Origin of the sequence: Oceanobacillus sp. J11TS1, from assembly GCF_018333215.1 — a bacterium.
In the GTDB taxonomy this organism is placed as follows: domain Bacteria; phylum Bacillota; class Bacilli; order Bacillales; family Amphibacillaceae; genus Oceanobacillus.
In genome coordinates this window covers 126,032-142,064 of the sequence record NZ_BORO01000006.1, presented here as the reverse complement: position 1 = coordinate 142,064, position 16,033 = coordinate 126,032, and the positions used below count along the sequence as shown (strand labels likewise).

Here is a 16,033-nt window from a genome sequence, read left to right as displayed (position 1 = left end):
AGATAAAAAAGTTGTCAAATTCTTTTTACACCCTTTTTATCTTATTCGTCTTCTTTTCAATTATTTATTTCTTCTTGTACTAACCTGCCCGTTAATGAAAAAGCGACTACTCTAATTCAACAATTGTACCAGCTAAACTTAATAGTGTTTAATTTGAATGTTATTATAACAATCTTCACAAATAAATTTTCCTTCATTTTTTAAATAGGCTTTAATCTCTGTCATACCTTTGTGTTTTGGATAACGCATCTTTACCAATACGATGTCATCGCCCTTTATTTCTTTTTCGCAAATAGTGCATTTAGGTGGTTCTCCAAACATTTAATCCCCTCCAAATAATTTCAACTCTCTATCTTTATTACGATTATCTATTGTAATAGTTTCTTAAAGTAGCCTGCTCTTTAGTTTAATAACGCCACCATATTCTCGATTTTTCTGTTATACTAAATCACCCTATAATTGAACAAGATAACTCTTGATTTATAAAGGTTCCAATTTGGGTCTTTTAAATCAAACTTATTTGGGAGTCTTACAAATCTCTTAATTTTCCTTTAGCTCATACTCATTAAAATTTTGTTGTGCTTTTCTAAATGAAATATAATTAGCACCTGTTTCATCAGGATATTTATATTTGTAGCCATCATCTTCCCAAAAACAACTTTCACAAATGTCATGGTGTCTGGAGGTTCTTCATCTAATGTTTTATAATTACAGCAAGGACAAGTATATTTCACGATTTCACCTCGATACCATTTTATAGATTTTCCCATTAAGCCTTTTTACTAAGCTGCTTATTAGCAAAGAAGCGGCTGCTTCATTCTGCAATCACACCTGTTAATGAAAGATATATTTTTTTTGAAAGTATCAAAAGTCAAAATACGGTATGACAAATAGTATCGACCTAATATTTTACAATTGTTGTGACACCATATTGAGTTAAGTAATTTTTGTGACTTAATTCCTCTACCCACCTTTTAGGGTTTAACTGATATTTTCCATTTTTATTTTGATAAGTAAAACTTCCAACATTAATTATAATCGGTTCAGTCTCTTCTAATAACCTTCTCTTGTAGTATGCGAAGGAGTGTTGATCTGGAATATCTATAAGTTCCAAAACATCTCCTTCTTCCATATACTTTTCAAGATATAATAAAAATAATTTATTATTTGCACCAGATATTTCATAAATGTAAGGCATTGTAAAGAGTTCTTCTACGAGTTCCTCCCATACAGAATTGTCTACTTCATTCACCCATAGACTTACCCAGTCTTCCATTTTTTCAAAAATAGTCCGATTATTATACTCTTGAATTTCATCTGGTATTATAAAAGGTTTGGATGATGCTAAAAATGTAATTCCAGACATTTCTTTACCTCCAATAACTACTGTAAAGAATATATTTCCATGTTCAACTCTTCTGCCCTATAGTTTAAGAGCACTATTTCACAATCCCTCTTATTTTCGTTAACCTTACCATACATCACTAGTTTTGCATGAACTAAAACTAAATATTAAAAGCAAACACAGTATTCAAGAATTTATTATGATACAAAGAAAAAATCCTTTATATTGGGTATAGTCAGGTGGTAACCCATCCAACTTGAAACCGCTTGGCAATGTCTTGTTGATTTTTAATTTCACAGAAAAGTTTACAACTTATTTTTAGTATTAACTACTTTTTTGACTCTTATGAAGTTCTTGAGTTTCCTTCCCCAGTTTCTCCTAGATACCTACTGAAGCTAATATTGATACTTACCAATTATAGTTTTGGGATGTCGGCAAAAACCATTCAACTTCCATAATAATAGATTGGCGATACTCCACAGCGGAAGTACCGCTTTGTTTATTAATTAATATCGTTACTATCTTTATCTCGAACAACAACTTTATAAGGTGTATCACCGATGATATCTTTTAAATCATCTGATTGTAGGAATTCGTGAATTGCTATTCATAAATAACTTTGTATTCAAGTCCCGAATAAAGAAAAGAGCTGGGCCCATATGGGATTCAGCTTGAAGTTTATTGACTTTTCATAGTGCCTTCCCGTTGTTCCAGCTTGTTTCCTCCCCTTACAAACTACTTGATATCATAGGATTTCATTTTATCCAATTCTTGTTTCCTCTTATTATGAAGAGCTTTTCGCCCCTCATACCATCCTCCAATAAGAAAGGCAAGCCCTACTAAAAGAATTAACACATAAGCAAGAAAATTTTCGTCTTCATTAATTAATATCCAAGTACGCCAAACAACGAAAACTAATGGGATAAACCCTCCCCAATAAACACTATTTCTAGACGATAAGAAGTATTGCACACCAAGGATTGCAGCAATAATAAAAACATCAAAGAAACCAAAACCAAACATTAGCTCTCCCCCTTTTCCTTTTTATATTTTTCTATAATTAATTTTGCTTCTTCCAAATTTATACGATCATCAATTGAAAGCTGTTTAATGAATTTTATAAACTCCTCATTATCCGCAGCATCATTTAATTTTATTTTTTCAATTAACCTGTCCAATTTAATCCTCACTGTTGGATAAGAAACCTCATAAATTATCGCGATTTCTTTTAAGGACCCTGAGTTCATTACGAATTTTTTAATGAATTCCACATCTTCCTCGTCTAAGGATAGAATCCAATTTGGCACATTTTTAATATCCATGATTTCACCTCTTTCTCTTTTCTAAAATTAGTTTAACATAATTTTTAATAAAGTTAAAGTTTATTTAAATATTAGTTAAACTTATTTGTATATTTTATTGAATTATTATATATGATGATACAAAACCAAGGGAAGACAAAAATTAGAAGTAAAACAATAATGCAGTAATATGTTCATTCATTTAGATAGATATAAGATGATTAGAAAAAGTTCAATCTTTAATAGATAAGAGATTGATGGAGTATTGAACAAAAAGAAACGGACCGAATCACTATTGGTTCCGGCCCGAATTAATTTTATTAAGGAACTACTCATTTTATAGAGATATAATTTTAAATAACGGGTCACACCATATTCTATGACCTGTTATTAGCTAAATCTCATCTTTGTTCCTTACTGCAATCCAAATTTCACTATAAACGTTATTTTTATCGGATAAATCCCCTACAAATGAAATCTCAGGAGCTTCTACCAATTCATAATCTGAAGAAGGAAGCCACTCTGAAGCTATTTTTCCCCAGGTCTCTTGCATGATATTTGGAAAAGCACCTTTAGATGAAAATATTGCCCAAGTTAGAGCTGGAACTTCTACTACATCAAACTGGTCAAAATCCGCCTCCTTTGTTGTAAGATAACCAATCATATGATCAAGGCTGCCTTTTTCCTCCATACGATCATCATCAAAATTATAGGATACATTCACGATGTTGTTCGGTTCCATGTTTGCATAACTGTGCAATTTTTCTCTTTGTTCCGGTGTAATACTTTTAGCTAACTTTATAATTTCTTGATTTTCTCCTTCAAATTGAATGGGAATTCTCTTTTTCACTCCAACAATCTTAAACGGTTCTTTTTTCTCAATTCTATAATCCATATTAATTCCTCCTTGAATCGTTAATTGGAAGGAGAGTTTAGGAAATGCTTTAAGCATATTTTTCTGTTTGACCTCCGAAGGCCTGATTCCCGACCATTCTTTAAAGGCACGTGAAAATCCATCAACGGAATCATAACCATATTTGAATGCTGTTTCTGTAACACTCATCCCTACTTGTAGTAAGTCAAATGTTGCGTTAGATAATTTTCTATTACGTATATATTCCCCTAGCGACATGCCAGCAAGAAAGGAGAACATCCTTCTAAAATGATAAATAGAAGTTCCTGTAATTCTTTCCAGGTCGATATCATCAATCTCATCGTTCAAATGTGATTCAATATAATCCAACGCTTCGTTCATACTTTTTAGCACCACTTATTCCCTCCTTCATGTGTTAATTATAGTAACGACCATAAAACAATACCCGATGAAACAGAAACGGTTATTGTCGGATTTATATTTTAAGGTTTTTATAAAATATCTAACTCTAGTTAATGTTAGAAAGAAGTTTAAAGATTATTGGGGAAAATATAAAGAAGATGAAAGCTAAAGCGAGACAATTGGAGCTTTGGTAACATCCAATTGAATGAAAATGGATTCATTTGCCAATTAACATTGACTTTTATTGCAAAGTGTTTCTACATGATAACGGATTACTTCCTTTACCTTTTCTGGTGGGTACACATCAGGTCTTAACAGAGCATGAATGGACAATCCATCAATCAATGCAGATAACCTACTCGTTTCTAATTCTATATTAATTGGCTCAGATAAAATCCCTTGTAAAATTAAAATTTGGATTATAGAATTCGCTAATTCATATGTTCCGTTAGTCATTTCATCTTTTTTTTCTTTTAATGTATCACTTGTAAGTGAGCGAAGTGCAAAGATCCACCAAACACTTGTTTCAACTTTCTTTTCTTCGTCCATTGGCACAAGCTCTAACAGAACTTCCTCAACTGCTTGCAATGGGTTTTCTGACCATTTTTTATTTTGAGAACGTTTTTTTCCTTCTTCTAGGTAGTAATTCATGATAAATAATAACATTTCGTCCTGTGTTGAAAAATAATGTCTTAACGCACCAGCAGACATACCTGCTTCAACAGCAACTCTTCGTATAGATGCTTTCTCAAATCCCTCTTTCTTCATAATATTCCAAGCTGCTTCAGCGATAGATTTCCGCTTTTGCTCATGATTAACAATTTTTGGCATAACAAAAATCACTTCCCCTTTTTAACACAGTGTGTTATTATATTTTTTAGCACAATGTATTACAATAATACCACTAATATAAGGGAGGGACTATTTATTTGATAGAAACGATTGAAGCAATGATGCCTTCTTCATCAATAGCCACATCCACAGCCTTAATAATTATTTCTATTTGTGCCTTAGTAGATATATTAAGTCCCGGTGTACTTGCCGTAACAGCCTATTTATTATTGACACAACCTAATCAATTATCTTCTCGCTTGCTTGTCTTTTTGTCTATTACGCAATTAGGTTATTTTCTAATGGGTTTATTTCTTTACTTTGGTGGAGATTCACTATTAAGGAGAATCGAGCAATTATCGGAATTTGACTTTTTCAATTGGGGTTATGTCCTTCTTGGCACAGTTCTCGTTTTAATGAGCTTCAGTAAACCAAAAGATACTACAAAAAAACGTTTCGTTTCCATTATACCCAAAAACACTACGATTAAAGGGATGGTTGTATTAGGAATCCTTGTTTTTCTAATTGAATCTGTAACTGCATTGCCTTACTTTTATTCGATTTTGTTAATGGATCACCTAACAATTGAGCCTACACCTTCCATCTTAATTATAGCTGGGTACAATCTTGTAATGGTGCTTCCTTCTCTACTACTTTTAGGAGTTAATATTGCGCTTAAAGACAAACTACAACAATTTCTAAATAAAATCAGGTCAAAATTAAAGGAAGCTCCAATTTCTTCCCTCTTGGTAGCGTTAGGAATCGTGGGTGCAGTGTTTTTCAACATCGGTCTTAGAGGCATATTAAATTAAAAAAATATTAATGAGGTGTTCATCATGAAAGAAATTATTAGTGGACTTAGTTTATTATTCCTTATCCAAGGTGTAGGAGGGCTAATTAATTATCTAACAAATGGTGGTAAAAGCTGGTTTTTAGTAAATTATATTGATGCCTTTCAAGGATTGGAAATCGTTATTAACATCGTATTTATTATAGTTGGCGGGGGCATAGGTTTAGCCTCTCGCAAAGTAGCCGGCACAACTAAAAAAGAAAGTTAAGCCAATCAATTTATTTGACAAAATAATTTTTTATGCTATAATTTACAGTTATAATTAACTTGTGTATAATAAGGTTCTCCTGGCCAGGAGGACCTTATTTTTTTATATGGGAGGAAAATAATATGAACCAAAATGAGTCCAGTTTAACTTCCCTTGTATCGGCTTTTGGTCGTGCATATCACAGTAAATATGACAAACCAAAAATTTTAAATGATTTTATTGCAAAAGATTTAATTTCCCAAGAAGAGTTTTCAGCTATCAGCAAGAATATGATTAATGGAATACAATTTTTCAACAGAGATCTTGGGCAAAAGCTTAAAGATAAACCAAATGAAATCTTAAAATGGATTACACAAGTCCAGCTTTCCCCAACACCCTTAGCACGTTCTGCATACTGCGAAAAAGTATTACTTCATGAAGTTAAGTTAGGAGTAAAACAGTATGTAATACTTGGAGCTGGACTAGACACTTTTTGCTTTCGTCACCCAGAATTAAGAAATAATTTAGAGATTTTCGAAATTGATCACCCAGCGACACAAGCGTTTAAAATGGAACGATTATCCAACGCTCGTTTGGATATTCCACAAAATCTCCATTTTGTTTCGATGGACTTCACCAAAGCATTTACTTATCAAAATCTAATAAAAGAGGGGTTCAAAGACACCAAAACATTCATTAGTCTTTTAGGCGTTTCATATTATTTAACAAAAGAGGAAATTTCAAGTTTAATGGAGAATTTATTTACCGAGGTTCCAACGGGTAGTTCGATCGTTTTTGATTATGCGGATGAATCCCTATTTAGGGTAAACGGAAAATCAAATAGAGTTTCAAACATGGTAAAAATGGCCTCAGCAAGTGGTGAACCAATGAAATCATGCTTTTCTTATAATGAAGTTGAGAATATGTTGGAAAAGGCAGGATTACTTATTTATGAACATTTGTCTCCAAGTGAAATTGATGAAACTTACTTTTCTAATAGAAACGACTACCTATCAGCCTTTGAAACGATTCATTATATACACGCAGTAAAGAAATAGCTTCCCGTTAAGTAGCCGTCCAATCACTCGCTAGAGTCTGGACGGCTTTTTTATTAATTTAAATCAAAGTCCCGCTCCTACCGTTATGTTACAAACCAACTTATTTTACTTGTTGACTGTAAACTGATATGATTCAATCCATTCATCACCTGAAATCATATCTTTTACTTTAAATTGATTATTTTTGACCTCATCCTCTCCAATAATAATAACCCTACGAATTTTCTCTTTGTTTGCTTTATCAAGGGCTTTTCCTAATTTTTTGTTACTCATTTCTAATTCGACCTTATAGCCTTTATTTCTTAAATAATTTGCCACCAATAAAGATTCCTTTAGAGTACCTAATGGAACAATAAAGTAATCTACATTCTTATTCTCTTTTAATTCTTTCTTAGATGTAATCATAGCCGTATAAATCACATCTAAGCCGAATGATATTCCTACTGTTGAAAAGTTTTCGTTTGTACCTATCAACCCACCAATTGCATCATCATATCTTCCGCCGCTCCCAATACTTGATTTAATAGATTGGTCAGATAAGAATATTTCATAAATAGTACCTGTATATATCTCTAATCCTCTTGCTAAAAAAGGATTAAATACGCACTGATTATTAACACTTAGAAATTCAAGATATGATTCTAACTCTTTTAATTCATTTAAACCTTGCCTTGCCTCTTCATTTTGTTCAGCAAAAGTTTCAAAATAGCTAAAACGTGAATTCCCATCATCAGTTAAAAACTGCTTGATTAAAGTAATTGTTGAATTGGATAATCCTTGATCGTTGAGCTCAGAAACAACAGCTTCTAATCCGGCTTTTTCAAGTTTATCTAGAATTAAAACAACCTTATTAATTTTTTCAGATTCTGTTCCAAACACTTCAAGCATTCCAGTTAGTAATTTTCGATTGTTATATTGGATCGTTACCTGTATATCAAGTTTCCTAAAGGCATCCAATGCCATAACCATTAATTCGGCTTCGGCTATTTGTGAATCCACACCTACAATATCAACATCACATTGTGTAAATTCCCGAAACCTTCCTGTTTTAATTGGTCCATCCCTAAAAACTTTACCTATTTCATATCGCTTAAAAGGCATTTTAAGTGTCGGGTTCATTGCAACAACTTTTGCAAATGGTATAGTAAGGTCATATCTTAAAGCTAAATCCCTTTCGCCTCGATCAGTTAATGTATACATTTCTTCTAATATTTCAGCTCCACCACCATATTTAGAAGCTAGTAATTCTGTATAATTTAATATAGGCGTTTCCAGTGGTTTACAACCGTATTGGATGAATACGTCTTCCAAAGTTCTTCTAATGTTTCTTCTTATTCCCTCAGCATTCGGTAAGTAATCTTGAGTACCCTTTACATTTTGATAATCCATTTTCTTCATTTTCTTTTCCTCCATTTTTTTATAATAATAAAAAACCGCACTTGTGTACAACCATTTTATACACCTGATTTTTCCCACCCCTCAAACCCGCATTCTACCGTTGGCGTTAAAATATAGTTTTGCTACAGACCCCTCATTTTTATCCAATTTTGGATTAAAATCGGTCGCTTTTCGGGCTATTTTCGGCTGTTTTTTCATGGTTTTTTCGGAGTTGGAATAAAGTTCTGCCATAATAGAGGGAAGAAAAAGAACTCTTTTCTCCCCCATTCATTCATCTATTATCCGAGTAATTGTTGAGTTTTAGATTGAAAAAGCAAATGTTTATTCTTACAGAATTGTGGTGAAGTTAGCAAGAGTTTATTATGACAAGAAATTGTTTATTCGAGATCTACATAGTAGAAAGAAGAATTTTAGAAATAAGAAATAGATTTACTCCTTAAAATACTTTCTTTAACCTATGCAATACTTCCACCATGCATCGAGAAATATATAGAAATCTCCATGATCGGTTAATGTCCATCCATCGAAGTAGGAACTGGCATGAAATACGTCCAAAAAGATATTGTCAAATTGAATAATCAGAAGGGGACATTGCTCATATAGCCGAATATCTTCAACCTTTTTACCAACCAATAGTTCTTTAACCGATTTCCATTCACTTTGGTTAGATTGAATATCTGTTTCTCCTAACAGTATTCCACCTGTATTTCGAATTCGCCAAGGGCACTCAATAACAATTGCCCCTTTTTCCAACTGAATGATGAAGTGAACTTCTGAATCAATGGCAGTAACTTTTTGTCCAATCAGTTCCTTAAACTTGATATCACTTATTTTTGTATGCCATAGATTACGTGCATGAGCAACAATCTTTTTATTGATTTTATCCAGGGTATAGCCGTAATAGTTATCTCCATACTGAAAATCATCTATGGCATCACTGATTTCCTGCCAGTTCATCTGTCCCTCCAATAAGTCATGTTCGATTGTACAGTCATAAATCTATTTTACTAACAACATGGCATTTTCTACAGGTAATAATAGTTGAGAATGAAGGTATTTTATATGATATTCTACACACTGTTCTTTCGATGGTTCTTCCCATTGAATGATTTTCATTGCATCGTCAAACATCTTTTCTACTTCAAATATATTTAATTTCTCCCGCTTATCCATACTCGCTAACTTCTTAATTTCAAGTACATCAAAGTGCAAGTGGTGATGTGCCCACTCCACGTAATCTGAGGGCTGTACAGTTTTTATGTATCTTTTATAATATAATTCTAATAGTTCTATCGGAATCTCCCTCTATTCCCGTATAATATGTTGTAAAGTGCAATTCTAAGGCTTTAAATTAATAGGTTTTTTATTTAAAGATCATATCATAATTACTCATTTAAGTTGATACCTATATTTTTAAATTGCTTTTCTAAATGCTCCCGCTCCACTTTCCCATTTTCTTGATATTCAGTGGGATAATATTCAATTATAAAAACAGGTGCACCAAAACTGAACCAAATATTTCGGTAAATATTATGTGCATCTTTTACTGTTAAAAATTCTCCATTTTCCAATTCAACATCATCATCTACGGCAAATTGAAATTGACAGCAAATACATATTTCATAAGAGCCGCCCTCTAATTTTTCTTCATTATTATATGCTGGTTCGTCCAGTCCTTTATAACCACAAACAGGGCAAATGTATTTCATATCTCAGACTTCCTGCCTCAATATTAACATCAAAATATCCACTTGCTTGTTATGAATTCATCCATATTAAATCCATAATTCTTTAGTAATTCTCTATCTAATTCAAGCAGGAATAAATCTACTGCTTCAATAATTCTATCCAGAGCTAACAACTCCTTAGATTCATACAATTGCCAAATTGAATATATTGTCCAGTAGTTTTCCTCTATTTTATTAAACGCTAAAATAGGACCTTCTCTTTCGTCATGTTCAATGGTATAGTAATAAAAATCTTCTTCCTGCCTCCAGTTTTTTAATGCCATTCCAAACTCAAGCAGGGCTAGCGAAGGTTCTAAGAAGAAACAATGATCATTTAAAAATACCTCTAATCTACCTTGTATATCTACTAATAGCTTTCCGCTTCTCTTTTTAATAAGTTTTGGTTCAATAAAACTCGATGAATCTAATTCAAATCTCAACTTTAACGTATTCAAGATTCACTCACCTCTCCAGTTAAATAAAAAGAATAATCAATCTTCCAGGTTAGTTAATCCATTTAGAAATGATTCAAAGTCTGGAGCTATCTCAATAATTTCTTCTCCATCATGATCAATGAGAATAATGGGTGGATTTTCATCTGTATATCTATAATCAAAAGCAATCCATGTATGACCGTCTCCTGAAATAAGAACTACCTTCTTCGGTAATCCCCACTCATCAATTAAATATTCACTTACCTGAATACTCTCTTCTCCACCAATGCCTCTAATATAATCTACATTAATATGATCATCTGCCCACGATGTTGGGAAATTTGTTGGAAAAGAATCGTAGTTGATGTACCCACCATTCTGCTCTTTCAAAAGACTTATGTAACCTTCAGGTAATTTAACTTTTAATTCCTCTTCCGCTTTTTTCACATCATTATTCGTAATTGGCTTAGAACCATATTCGTCATCGACTTGCCAGATACTCCTTTTTCAAGTGAGTTCCTTCTTTCTGTTTTGTTTTCTCCTTGCTTTTTCGTATCTTTCATCAAATTCGTCTATAAATAAACCCTTTAATAAGGAGTATTAAACTTTTCAACGAATAAACCAGACTTTGTAGCAGCGTCTATTGCTTTTTTACAATCTCTACTTGCTCCAATATACATATAATAATCTTCTCCAAAATGTACAAAGAACTGCTTTTTAAACCCTAATTTGCACCAAATCGCATTACGTAACGTTAACTTGGCTAGTTCTTGAATCTCTTGAATAGTTACCAACTTTCCAATCCAAATCTTTGATAGGAATTCTTTAGCTTGTTGATTTCTAACCTCGTCAGACCATTGTTCTAAGGCATTAATAAACTCTATCTAAGCCTATTTCATCCATAAATGAACGAATAGCGTTTATGTAATTTTGCTCTTTTTTTAGATATTCCTCTATACTAACCTTTGTTCCGACATCCGAAAAGTCAGTCCATTCTTCATGATCCAGATAATTGCCTTCAACATCCCTTTTTAAGGGATCATATTTTGTTACTCTCCATGAATACAATAATCACTCTCTCCTTCGTACAGAACATTTCAAATGTTACTTAAAGCGTTCATTTATCTCTTCACGACAATATTCATCAACCAAATCAGTATATTTCTCATATATAGGGCGTATCGTTTCCAAATCACTTGCAATAACTTCACACCCTCTATCATCATAGATGTAAAAAATAACATTTCTCGTTGCATTTATAAAAAATACATCTGGCTCATATAAGTTATATGGATTATGTATTCTTGGTTTTGCTGATGGAAAATCTTGATTACAAATTGCTTTTATTAGCGTTGTATAACGAATATCTTGTTTGTGGCATTGTAGTGAGAAATGGGATGTGCACTTCGCCTCAACCTCTTCTTCATCATCAAACATATAGGGCAGTGTTTCTTGTGTTAACCGTACACGGACATCTTTACTTTTAATATAATGAAGATAGACCTTTAACTTCCTTCTACTTCTTGTATTATATTCTCTATACCGATACACATTCGTTACCAAAAAGATTTGGTCATCGTCAGAGAATAAATTATTAAAAAGTGTAATGGCTTGATCATAGACTGTATTAAAATAATCAGGATTTAGCTCATCTGTATTCTCTTTCAATTGATATAATCCTTTAGCTAATTCAAAATGGATACCTTTATCCCATTGAGAATAAAGGCTTGGCTTCAAAACAAGTCCAGGGAAGGTAGTGTGTATATATTCTTTTAATTTCACCCTTAATTGTCTCCTTCTATGGCGATCTGTTTAGGATAGATAATATTTAATCATCAGGCTTTTCGCTTAATACCCAAGGAATACGGGCTTCGAAATCTAATTGTAAAATAGGTTGTTGCAACTCGTCGTGAACTAACGATACCTCTTTCTTGAATCCAAATGTAAAATTATTAACTCCTGCTGTGTTCGTATCATTCCATTCAGAATCTGTACAAAACTCTCCCTCTACTAATCTACCAACTAAATGATAACTCCCAATATATAAACTTAATCCATCTTCCAGTTCTCCAAACTCAGATAAATGGCTTGGTTTGGAAGGATTAATTCCTAACGTAGTAAATACTTCTATGATGGATGGAGCTACATACTTAACCGCCTCCATATAATTTTCGCAGTATAAACAATGGCACAGTTCTAAATCTTTTTCATAGAATTCTTTTGTTTTACCTACATCAACTTCTATTAACCAATTCAACAGCCTAATTTGTTTCATTCTGTTTCCTCACACGAAGTTTTATCCTTATTTCGATATAAATATAATACTTCATCAACCCATTTTTGGAACATGACATATGCTTCCTCATCCGTATTGACAGTGCATATATAACCACCCTTAAACTTATCGTAATAATATCCCTTATTAACAAACAGCTCTTGCCGTTCACAATCCGATTTAAAATCGTCAAAGAATAGATCCATGGAGCCATCTTGCCTTACCCATGCTATTCCCTCAATTAATGGATTGAGTTCCTCCTTCCAGTTTCCTACATGTAAATGATTTCCAGTATAGTTTTCCGAATCAAAATACATTTGCTTATTCATGCAATCCGCTCCAATTCGTATATTATAAAAAGCCATTTTGTACTTTTGCATAGAATCTCGCACTGGTAGATGGTATGAATTTTATATTGTAGTTTATTCCTATTTCCTGCTTTACCTTTTCTGTTAAATTGAGCCCAATTCGATTAAATTTATCTTCCAGCTTGATCCCGTTAGGAAGCAATTTATCTCGTTCCCAATCTAACCAGTTCCCATGCTTTACTGCCCAAGACGATAATTCCTCTTGTAAACTAGCTGAAATCGGAACATCTCCTATGTCAAGATTACATCCACATCTATTGCACCAAATTGGATCTGCCCCAACATCTCCTTCAATTTTTAAATCATTTGTATCACCGCTAGCACAACAACAGTTCAAGGATGACAACCTCCATTTTTAATTAAAAGTGGATACTCCCTTAATCGTCAACAAATGCCCTTTGCTACTTCAATAAAAAGTTGTTCCAAATTGTTTCATCAACCATAAAGTACCCCTCGTGTGAACACCCAGCCAATATACATTGATCATCTTGATAAAACATGAGGTCTTCTGGCAGTTCCAAACCATTCCAGCCAAAAAGGGAATGACTGCGTTCTTTTAAAAATTCTCTTGTCGCATTATTGAGTTGAAAACAATAAACATATGCTGTTCCTTCGCCAAGTCTGGTAGTTTCCCATTCTCGTTGAATTTTCCTTTTAATCAGATGTTCTTCAATCTGCTATCAATATATCAACATAAGCTAGACGTTCTTCTTCAATCTCCATCATTTGTCTATTTTCAACAAAAGCAAAACGATTGCAATGTTTCGATAATAAGTCTATCAATTGTTTATAACGTTTCCCCTTAACATTCTCCGAAACGTCCAGCATTTCCATTCCTTCCTAGCAATACTAATCGCTTTCATTTCTATTTAGCTTCAAACTATAAAAACATCTTGACCTCAGATCACCTTCTAGTTCAAATACTCCAGAATTAATTAACTTCCTTATTCGATATTCGAGAAAAGCATCCCCTAAATATTGATCCAGATGCCCTAGCACTTCTCCAATTACTCTAGCTACACTTATAAATTCATTTTGTTTACCGAACAGCCTTTTTGCCTTTTTCACAATAAAATCATCATAGTAATCTTCAGTGATACTTTGAAGCCTCCCATTCCGCCATACTCTTAACGTTTCATGACTTTCACCAAGAGAAAGCCATTCCCTTTCTAACTCTTCTCGATCATGGTCCGTAATTAATGTTAAAAACTGACCAAAATCCTGTTCATAAATAAATTGCAACTTCTCGGAAGGTATTTCACCTGTATGAAGTACCTTGTATTTTACCTTTTTTACCTGAAAAAGCTCTTTATATGCTGCTGTCGTATTAATCACCGTAATATCAATGTTTTTCTCCTTTAAAAGATGTACAATATACCGCATTCCTGTTTGTTCATGAGCGTTATCAGAAACCCAAATAGTCACATGCTCGCCATCAGGTATAAGGTTAATTTGATTCATTACCATTTCGAAACGTTCCCTGTAACCATTGTATTCAAAGAACTTATCGCTCATGGATTGTTTCATCCACTCATCTCTTGATTTTACGCCAATCTCTTCACTTAACTTCCAGACTGGGCCTACCGAAAATATATCATTAAAGAAAATTATCCTTTCCTTCTTATCAAGACCCATCTTTTTTAAAGCAAACTGCAAACTACCTGAAGCTGATGCACTTGATAGAATATGTATCATCCTTTTTACTCCTCTGTTTGTTCCATTTCATAAAAACTGGTACTTTCTTAATCGTCAACAATTGTCCTTCTGATAGCAATATTTGTTTTGGGTCACTAATCTCATGTAACAATATTTTTGATTTTTCCCGTACCTTCATTTCAACTTTGTTCGAATTTAATAAATTAGCTATTTGTACAGTACAGACTTTATATGAAGCAGTATGGTTACGAATATACTGTAATAGTTCACGTAACTCCCATTCTTTTTCAATTCCATTCATTATTTCTAATTGAACTGGATAATCGAAACCCGGAATAATATCATCCGCCACTGTTAAATCTAGTGTTCCAGTACCTAATCCCATTTTTTGATCTGATGCTAAATAATAGTAATACGTCATTTTATAACCCTCATTTATGTTGATAATTAATTGCTATCCTAGTAGATTTCATCACTCTGTAATTTAATAATAACCTCTAATACGGTATTGTCTATATGATAGTTTCAGTTTCAATTCCCGTATACAACATATAGTGGTTACAACACCCTAACTCAGTAATTTGAGAGAATGACTGATACTTGAATAAAAAACAAAGAGCTTAATAGAGGAAAGAAAATGGTTGAGATAAGAGGTAAAGAATAAAGAGGAAAATATTGAAAAGATATTGATTTGTAATTGAGTGCGATATTGGATAAACCGAATAAGAGCAAGGATTAATGTACAACCATAATAAACCCCTGCTTTTTTCCGCCCCTCCAACCCGCATTCCACCGTTTGAGTTATAATAAAGTTTTGCTACGGAACCCCTATTTTCACACTTTCTCGGTTCAAAAATGACCGTTTTTCGGGCCTTTTTCGGCTGTTTTTTCATGGTTTTTTCGAAGTTGGAATAAAGTTCTGCCATAATAGAGGGAAGAAAAAGAACTCTTTTCTCCCCCATTCATTCATCTATTATCCGAGTAATTGTTGAGTTTTAGATTGAAAAAGCAAATGTTTATTCTTACAGAATTGTGGTGAAGTTAGCAAGAGTTTATTATGACAAGAAATTGTTTATTCGAGATCTACACCACCTGTACAACCATAATAAACTCCTGCTTTTTTCCGCCCCTCCAACCCGCATTCCACCGTTTGAGTTATAATAAAGTTTTGCTACGGAACCCCCTTTTCGGACGTTTTTCGAATCAAAAATGACCGTTTTTCCGGCCTTTTTCGGCTGTTTTTTCATGGTTTTTTCGAAGTTGGAATAAAGTTTTGGGAATGGAATAAGGAAAAATTCTAGAAAAGATAGTGGAGAAAAGAGGGATA

The 16,033-nt window shown here is 33.2% G+C and carries 24 protein-coding genes and 1 pseudogene; 3 read left to right on the top strand and 22 right to left on the bottom strand.

Annotated features, from left to right (window positions below; translation table 11 throughout):
• Positions 1-138: 138 nt before the first annotated feature.
• The 7 genes and pseudogenes from KI343_RS07145 to KI343_RS07115 all read right to left on the bottom strand — a co-directional run bounded on the left by KI343_RS07145 (position 139) and on the right by KI343_RS07115 (position 4,753).
• A complete protein-coding gene (locus KI343_RS07145; RefSeq protein WP_212925739.1) occupies positions 139-321 on the bottom strand; it encodes a Fe3+ hydroxamate ABC transporter substrate-binding protein in 183 nt (60 codons plus the stop codon).
• A 122-nt stretch (positions 322-443) separates the two neighbouring features.
• A pseudogene (locus tag KI343_RS20550) lies at positions 444-734 on the bottom strand (CPCC family cysteine-rich protein).
• A gap of 167 nt (positions 735-901) precedes the next feature.
• Positions 902-1,366, bottom strand: a complete 465-nt coding sequence (locus KI343_RS07135) for a hypothetical protein (RefSeq protein ID WP_212925738.1) — start codon at positions 1,364-1,366, stop codon at positions 902-904.
• Positions 1,367-2,080: 714 nt separating this feature from the next.
• The gene (locus KI343_RS07130; RefSeq protein WP_212925737.1) at positions 2,081-2,368 is read right to left on the bottom strand and encodes a hypothetical protein; all 288 of its coding nucleotides are present in this window, start codon (positions 2,366-2,368) and stop codon (positions 2,081-2,083) included.
• Positions 2,368-2,667 (bottom strand): DUF2089 family protein, encoded by a 300-nt coding sequence (locus KI343_RS07125; RefSeq protein ID WP_212925736.1) that lies wholly within the window; start codon positions 2,665-2,667, stop codon positions 2,368-2,370. The genes KI343_RS07130 and KI343_RS07125 overlap by 1 nt, the downstream gene beginning before the upstream one ends.
• 373 nt (positions 2,668-3,040) lie before the next feature.
• On the bottom strand, positions 3,041-3,913 hold the full coding sequence (locus tag KI343_RS07120; protein WP_212925735.1) for an AraC family transcriptional regulator: 873 nt from the start codon (positions 3,911-3,913) through the stop codon (positions 3,041-3,043).
• Between the two features lie 237 nt (positions 3,914-4,150).
• Entirely contained in the window at positions 4,151-4,753 is a 603-nt protein-coding gene (locus KI343_RS07115) for a TetR/AcrR family transcriptional regulator (RefSeq protein WP_212925734.1), read from the bottom strand.
• Between the two features lie 98 nt (positions 4,754-4,851).
• On the opposite strand from KI343_RS07115, the gene KI343_RS07110 reads away from it, so the two are divergent.
• The 3 genes from KI343_RS07110 (at position 4,852) to KI343_RS07100 (ending at position 6,848) form a co-directional block, all read left to right on the top strand.
• Positions 4,852-5,565: a GAP family protein gene (locus KI343_RS07110; RefSeq protein WP_212925733.1), complete on the top strand. Its 714-nt coding sequence runs from the start codon at positions 4,852-4,854 to the stop codon at positions 5,563-5,565.
• Positions 5,566-5,589: 24 nt separating this feature from the next.
• Complete coding sequence (locus tag KI343_RS07105) at positions 5,590-5,811, top strand: hypothetical protein (protein WP_212925732.1); 222 nt, start codon at positions 5,590-5,592, stop codon at positions 5,809-5,811.
• A 122-nt stretch (positions 5,812-5,933) separates the two neighbouring features.
• Positions 5,934-6,848, top strand: coding sequence for a class I SAM-dependent methyltransferase (locus tag KI343_RS07100; RefSeq protein WP_212925731.1), 915 nt, complete (start codon positions 5,934-5,936; stop codon positions 6,846-6,848).
• Positions 6,849-6,953: 105 nt separating this feature from the next.
• On the opposite strand, the gene KI343_RS07095 is transcribed toward KI343_RS07100, so the two are convergent.
• The 15 genes from KI343_RS07095 to KI343_RS07030 all read right to left on the bottom strand — a co-directional run bounded on the left by KI343_RS07095 (position 6,954) and on the right by KI343_RS07030 (position 15,127).
• Positions 6,954-8,246, bottom strand: coding sequence for a histidine--tRNA ligase (locus KI343_RS07095; protein WP_212925730.1), 1,293 nt, complete (start codon positions 8,244-8,246; stop codon positions 6,954-6,956).
• A gap of 450 nt (positions 8,247-8,696) precedes the next feature.
• A complete protein-coding gene (locus KI343_RS20060; protein ID WP_244856796.1) occupies positions 8,697-9,203 on the bottom strand; it encodes a hypothetical protein in 507 nt (168 codons plus the stop codon).
• 42 nt (positions 9,204-9,245) lie between these two features.
• On the bottom strand, positions 9,246-9,419 hold the full coding sequence (locus KI343_RS20055) for a hypothetical protein (protein WP_244856789.1): 174 nt from the start codon (positions 9,417-9,419) through the stop codon (positions 9,246-9,248).
• Between the two features lie 212 nt (positions 9,420-9,631).
• Entirely contained in the window at positions 9,632-9,955 is a 324-nt protein-coding gene (locus KI343_RS07085; RefSeq protein ID WP_212925729.1) for a hypothetical protein, read from the bottom strand.
• A 29-nt stretch (positions 9,956-9,984) separates the two neighbouring features.
• Positions 9,985-10,428 (bottom strand): DUF7878 domain-containing protein, encoded by a 444-nt coding sequence (locus KI343_RS07080; protein WP_212925728.1) that lies wholly within the window; start codon positions 10,426-10,428, stop codon positions 9,985-9,987.
• 36 nt (positions 10,429-10,464) lie between these two features.
• Entirely contained in the window at positions 10,465-10,905 is a 441-nt protein-coding gene (locus KI343_RS07075) for an SMI1/KNR4 family protein (RefSeq protein ID WP_212925783.1), read from the bottom strand.
• An 89-nt stretch (positions 10,906-10,994) separates the two neighbouring features.
• Positions 10,995-11,201 (bottom strand): hypothetical protein, encoded by a 207-nt coding sequence (locus KI343_RS07070; protein WP_212925727.1) that lies wholly within the window; start codon positions 11,199-11,201, stop codon positions 10,995-10,997.
• Positions 11,202-11,277: 76 nt separating this feature from the next.
• Entirely contained in the window at positions 11,278-11,475 is a 198-nt protein-coding gene (locus KI343_RS07065; RefSeq protein WP_212925726.1) for a hypothetical protein, read from the bottom strand.
• Positions 11,476-11,511: 36 nt separating this feature from the next.
• Complete coding sequence (locus KI343_RS07060) at positions 11,512-12,189, bottom strand: DUF3885 domain-containing protein (RefSeq protein WP_212925725.1); 678 nt, start codon at positions 12,187-12,189, stop codon at positions 11,512-11,514.
• Positions 12,190-12,235: 46 nt separating this feature from the next.
• Positions 12,236-12,682, bottom strand: coding sequence for a hypothetical protein (locus tag KI343_RS07055; protein ID WP_212925724.1), 447 nt, complete (start codon positions 12,680-12,682; stop codon positions 12,236-12,238).
• Positions 12,679-13,011, bottom strand: a complete 333-nt coding sequence (locus tag KI343_RS07050; RefSeq protein ID WP_060669039.1) for a hypothetical protein — start codon at positions 13,009-13,011, stop codon at positions 12,679-12,681. Before KI343_RS07050 ends, KI343_RS07055 begins: the two co-directional genes overlap by 4 nt.
• Positions 13,012-13,033: 22 nt before the next feature.
• Positions 13,034-13,387: a hypothetical protein gene (locus KI343_RS07045; protein WP_060669040.1), complete on the bottom strand. Its 354-nt coding sequence runs from the start codon at positions 13,385-13,387 to the stop codon at positions 13,034-13,036.
• Positions 13,388-13,719: 332 nt separating this feature from the next.
• Positions 13,720-13,878, bottom strand: coding sequence for a hypothetical protein (locus KI343_RS20050; RefSeq protein WP_225344101.1), 159 nt, complete (start codon positions 13,876-13,878; stop codon positions 13,720-13,722).
• Between the two features lie 21 nt (positions 13,879-13,899).
• Positions 13,900-14,745, bottom strand: coding sequence for a DUF1835 domain-containing protein (locus KI343_RS07035; RefSeq protein ID WP_047184056.1), 846 nt, complete (start codon positions 14,743-14,745; stop codon positions 13,900-13,902).
• Positions 14,708-15,127, bottom strand: a complete 420-nt coding sequence (locus KI343_RS07030) for a hypothetical protein (RefSeq protein WP_047184057.1) — start codon at positions 15,125-15,127, stop codon at positions 14,708-14,710. The genes KI343_RS07035 and KI343_RS07030 overlap by 38 nt, the downstream gene beginning before the upstream one ends.
• Positions 15,128-16,033: the final 906 nt, after the last annotated feature.

Coding starts and splice junctions, on each gene's coding strand:
- KI343_RS07135 (WP_212925738.1), bottom strand. CDS start 1,366: ATGTCTGGAATTACATTTTTAGCATCATCCAAACCTTTTATAATACCA.
- KI343_RS07035 (WP_047184056.1), bottom strand. CDS start 14,745: ATGATACATATTCTATCAAGTGCATCAGCTTCAGGTAGTTTGCAGTTT.
- KI343_RS07115 (WP_212925734.1), bottom strand. CDS start 4,753: ATGCCAAAAATTGTTAATCATGAGCAAAAGCGGAAATCTATCGCTGAA.
- KI343_RS07095 (WP_212925730.1), bottom strand. CDS start 8,246: ATGAAGAAAATGGATTATCAAAATGTAAAGGGTACTCAAGATTACTTA.
- KI343_RS20050 (WP_225344101.1), bottom strand. CDS start 13,878: ATGCTGGACGTTTCGGAGAATGTTAAGGGGAAACGTTATAAACAATTG.
- KI343_RS07105 (WP_212925732.1), top strand. CDS start 5,590: ATGAAAGAAATTATTAGTGGACTTAGTTTATTATTCCTTATCCAAGGT.
- KI343_RS07145 (WP_212925739.1), bottom strand. CDS start 321: ATGTTTGGAGAACCACCTAAATGCACTATTTGCGAAAAAGAAATAAAG.
- KI343_RS07030 (WP_047184057.1), bottom strand. CDS start 15,127: ATGACGTATTACTATTATTTAGCATCAGATCAAAAAATGGGATTAGGT.
- KI343_RS07050 (WP_060669039.1), bottom strand. CDS start 13,011: ATGAATAAGCAAATGTATTTTGATTCGGAAAACTATACTGGAAATCAT.
- KI343_RS20055 (WP_244856789.1), bottom strand. CDS start 9,419: ATGGATAAGCGGGAGAAATTAAATATATTTGAAGTAGAAAAGATGTTT.
- KI343_RS07055 (WP_212925724.1), bottom strand. CDS start 12,682: ATGAAACAAATTAGGCTGTTGAATTGGTTAATAGAAGTTGATGTAGGT.
- KI343_RS07085 (WP_212925729.1), bottom strand. CDS start 9,955: ATGAAATACATTTGCCCTGTTTGTGGTTATAAAGGACTGGACGAACCA.
- KI343_RS07130 (WP_212925737.1), bottom strand. CDS start 2,368: ATGTTTGGTTTTGGTTTCTTTGATGTTTTTATTATTGCTGCAATCCTT.
- KI343_RS07125 (WP_212925736.1), bottom strand. CDS start 2,667: ATGGATATTAAAAATGTGCCAAATTGGATTCTATCCTTAGACGAGGAA.
- KI343_RS20060 (WP_244856796.1), bottom strand. CDS start 9,203: ATGAACTGGCAGGAAATCAGTGATGCCATAGATGATTTTCAGTATGGA.
- KI343_RS07100 (WP_212925731.1), top strand. CDS start 5,934: ATGAACCAAAATGAGTCCAGTTTAACTTCCCTTGTATCGGCTTTTGGT.